The sequence below is a fragment of the Bradyrhizobium sp. CSA112 genome (genome assembly GCF_029051645.1).
Lineage (GTDB): Bacteria > Pseudomonadota > Alphaproteobacteria > Rhizobiales > Xanthobacteraceae > Bradyrhizobium.
Window position 1 is genome coordinate 1 of the sequence record NZ_JAACFS010000087.1, and the last position, 3,117, is coordinate 3,117.

Annotated in this window: 1 protein-coding gene; it reads left to right on the forward strand. The window is 65.3% G+C overall.

Translation table 11 applies throughout. From position 1 onward, the window contains the following. A partial coding sequence (locus GWE18_RS41715) for an amino acid adenylation domain-containing protein (RefSeq protein WP_275191276.1) occupies positions 1 to 3,117 on the forward strand: 3,117 nt, incomplete at both ends.

Below are 3,117 nucleotides of genomic sequence, written 5' to 3' on the forward strand. Positions count from 1 at the left end.
CGCATCATCTGATCGCACTCGGGGTCAGGCCGGATCAGCCGGTGGCGATCTGCCTGGAGCGCAGCCCGGCGATGGTGGTGGGGCTCTTGGCGATCCTGAAGGCGGGCGGCGCCTATCTGCCGCTGGACCCGGCCTATCCGTCTCAGCGGCTGCGCCAGGTGCTGGGCGATGCCGCGCCGCAGCTGCTGCTTTGCGATGCGGCCGGCCGCGCCGCGCTCGGCACCGAGGCGCTCGCCGATGTGACGGCGCTCGATCTGGATACGGCCACCCCGCCCTGGGCCGCGCTGCCTGTCTCTGATCCCGAGCCGCGCGCCCTCGGCCTCACCTCGCGCCATCTCGCCTACATCATCTACACCTCAGGCTCAACCGGAACCCCCAAGGGCGTCATGGTCGAGCATCGCGGACTGGTGAACTATTTGCATTGGTCGGATCGCCGCCATTGCGAACGAGCTGGGAACGGCTCGCTGATGCTGCTGTCGTTTAGCTTTGACGGCAGCATTACGACCTTGTTTGGGCCTTTGCTGGCCGGTACCAAGCTCCGCATTCTAAACCAGACTGTCCCAATAGATTGGCTTGCTGCTGTCGAGGATGGCCAGACCTATGATCTGATCAAGCTGACGCCTTCGCATCTAAGCATGCTGAACAAACGGCTCGAAGCCAACAAAGGATCGGCTCCGACAAGAGTGCTCATGGTTGGGGGCGAGGCCTTAATTCCGGCAGACATGCAGTTTTGGCAAGAGCGTTTTCCGAGCGTGCGTCTGATCAATCATTTTGGTCCGACGGAAGCAACGGTTGGATGTGCCACATTCGAGATATCCGAATCCGTCGAGGGGCTGGCCTCGATCCCGATCGGCCGTCCGATTGCCAACACGCGTGTGTATCTGCTGGACGGCCATGGCGCGCCTGTGCCGTTGGGGGCGGTGGGTGAGCTTTACATAGGCGGGGCGGGGGTTGCGCGTGGCTATCTGAACCATGCCGATCTGACGGCGGAGCGGTTCATCGCCAGTCCCTTTGTGGACGGCGATCGGCTGTACCGGACCGGCGACCTTGCGCGGTACCTGCCGGACGGCAATCTGGAGTTTTTGGGCCGCAACGACGATCAGGTGAAGATCCGCGGCTTCCGGATCGAGCCGGGCGAGATCGCAGCGCGGCTGTCCGAGCACGCCTGGGTGCGCGATGCGGTAGTGGTGGCGCAAGAGGATCGCAGTGGCGAGCCGCGTCTGGTGGCCTATGTGGTCGCGGTGGCCGAGCATGCCGGCGAGGCGGAGGGATCTGAGCTTGCCGCCACCTTGCGCGCACATGTAAGTGCGCGATTGCCGGATTACATGGTGCCGAGTGCGTTCGTGCGGCTCGCGGCGCTGCCGCTGACGGTGAACGGCAAGCTGGATCGCAAGGCGCTGCCGCGGCCTGCGGATCAGGCGTATGCGCGAGGCATCTATGAGGCGCCGCAGGGCGAGATCGAGACGGCGCTGGCGACGATCTGGGCAGAGCTTCTGGGTTTAGAGCGGGTCGGTCGCCACGACAACTTCTTCGCGCTGGGCGGCCACTCGCTGTTGGCGGTACGGCTCTTGAGCCGGCTGTCGCAGGCTCTGGGTGTAGCGCTGCCGCTTACGGCGCTGTTCGCCAAGCCGGTGCTGGCCGACCTGGCGGGGAGCGTTGTCGAGACATTGAGCCGCTCCGGTCCACAAGATCTGCCGGGCATTGTGGCTGTGTCGCGCGATGCGCCATTTGTGCTGTCGTTTGCGCAGCAGAGGCTGTGGTTTTTGGCGCAGCTCGACGAGAGCAGTACGAATTATCACATTCCGCTGGCGTGGCGGCTCAAAGGTGTGCTCGAGCGCAGCGCCTGGCAGCGCAGCCTTGACCAGTTGGTGGCGCGGCATGAGGCGCTGCGGAGCATTTTTGTCGCGTCGGAGGGTGAGCCTTGGGTTGAGGTTCTGCCGGCGGATGCGGGGTTGCCGGTTGTGGAGCACGATCTGCGGGGCCGGGCAGACGCGGAGGCGGCGCTGTCGGAGCTGTGCCAGGAAGAGGCGCGCACGCTGTTTGATCTGGTGCGCGGGCCGCTGATCCGCGGCCGGCTGATCCGGATGTCCGATGACGAGCACGTCTTCCTGCTGACCCAGCATCACATTGTCTCGGACGGCTGGTCGCTGGGCGTGCTGGTGCGTGAACTCAGTCAGCTGTACCGGGCGTTCCTGGCGGGACAAGACGATCCGCTGCCGCCGCTTGCGATCCAGTATCCGGACTATGCTGCCTGGCAACGGCAGTGGCTGGCTGGCGAGCGATTGCAGAAGCAGGCGGAGTATTGGCGCAACACCCTGGCTGGCGCGCCGGCCCGTCTGGCCTTGCCGACGGACCGGCCGCGGCCGGCCCGGCAGTCGTTTGCCGGGGCCACTGTGCCTGTTGTCATCGATGCGGATCTGACGCGGGAGTTGAAGCGGCTGAGCCAGCAGCATGGCACGACGTTGTTCATGACGGTGCTGGCGGCGTGGGGCGCGGTGCTGTCGCGTCTGTCAGGGCAGGACGACCTTGTGATCGGCGTGCCGAGCGCCAATCGCGGCCGGCGCGAGATCGAAGGGTTGATCGGCTTCTTCGTCAACACCCTGGCGCTTCGCCTCGAGCTGTCGGGCGAGCCGAGCGTGTCGCAGCTTCTGGAACGGACGCGGCGCACGGCGCTGGCTGCGCAGGAGCATCAGGACCTGCCGTTCGAGCAGGTAGTCGAGATCGTGCAGCCGCCACGGTCGCTTGATCACACCCCGCTGTTCCAGGTGATGTTGGCCTGGCAGAACAACGCCGTCGGGTCGTTCGACCTTGCCGGGCTGAGCGTGGAGGCTTCCGGGGAAGGGCTCGATCAGGTCAAGTTCGATCTGGAGCTGAGCCTAGGCGAGTGTGATGAGGTCATAGCCGGAACGTTTGATTATGCCACGGCGCTGTTCGATCAGGCGACGATCGAGCGGCAGCGTGGTTATCTGCTGGCGCTGCTGCGGGCGATGGTTGATGCCGGGCAGCCGGTCGGCCGCATCGACATCCTGCCGGCCGACGAACGCAGCTATCTGCTGGAGGAGTTGAACCGGACGGCGGCGGCCTATCCGTCGGAGCGGTGCATCCATGAACTGTTCG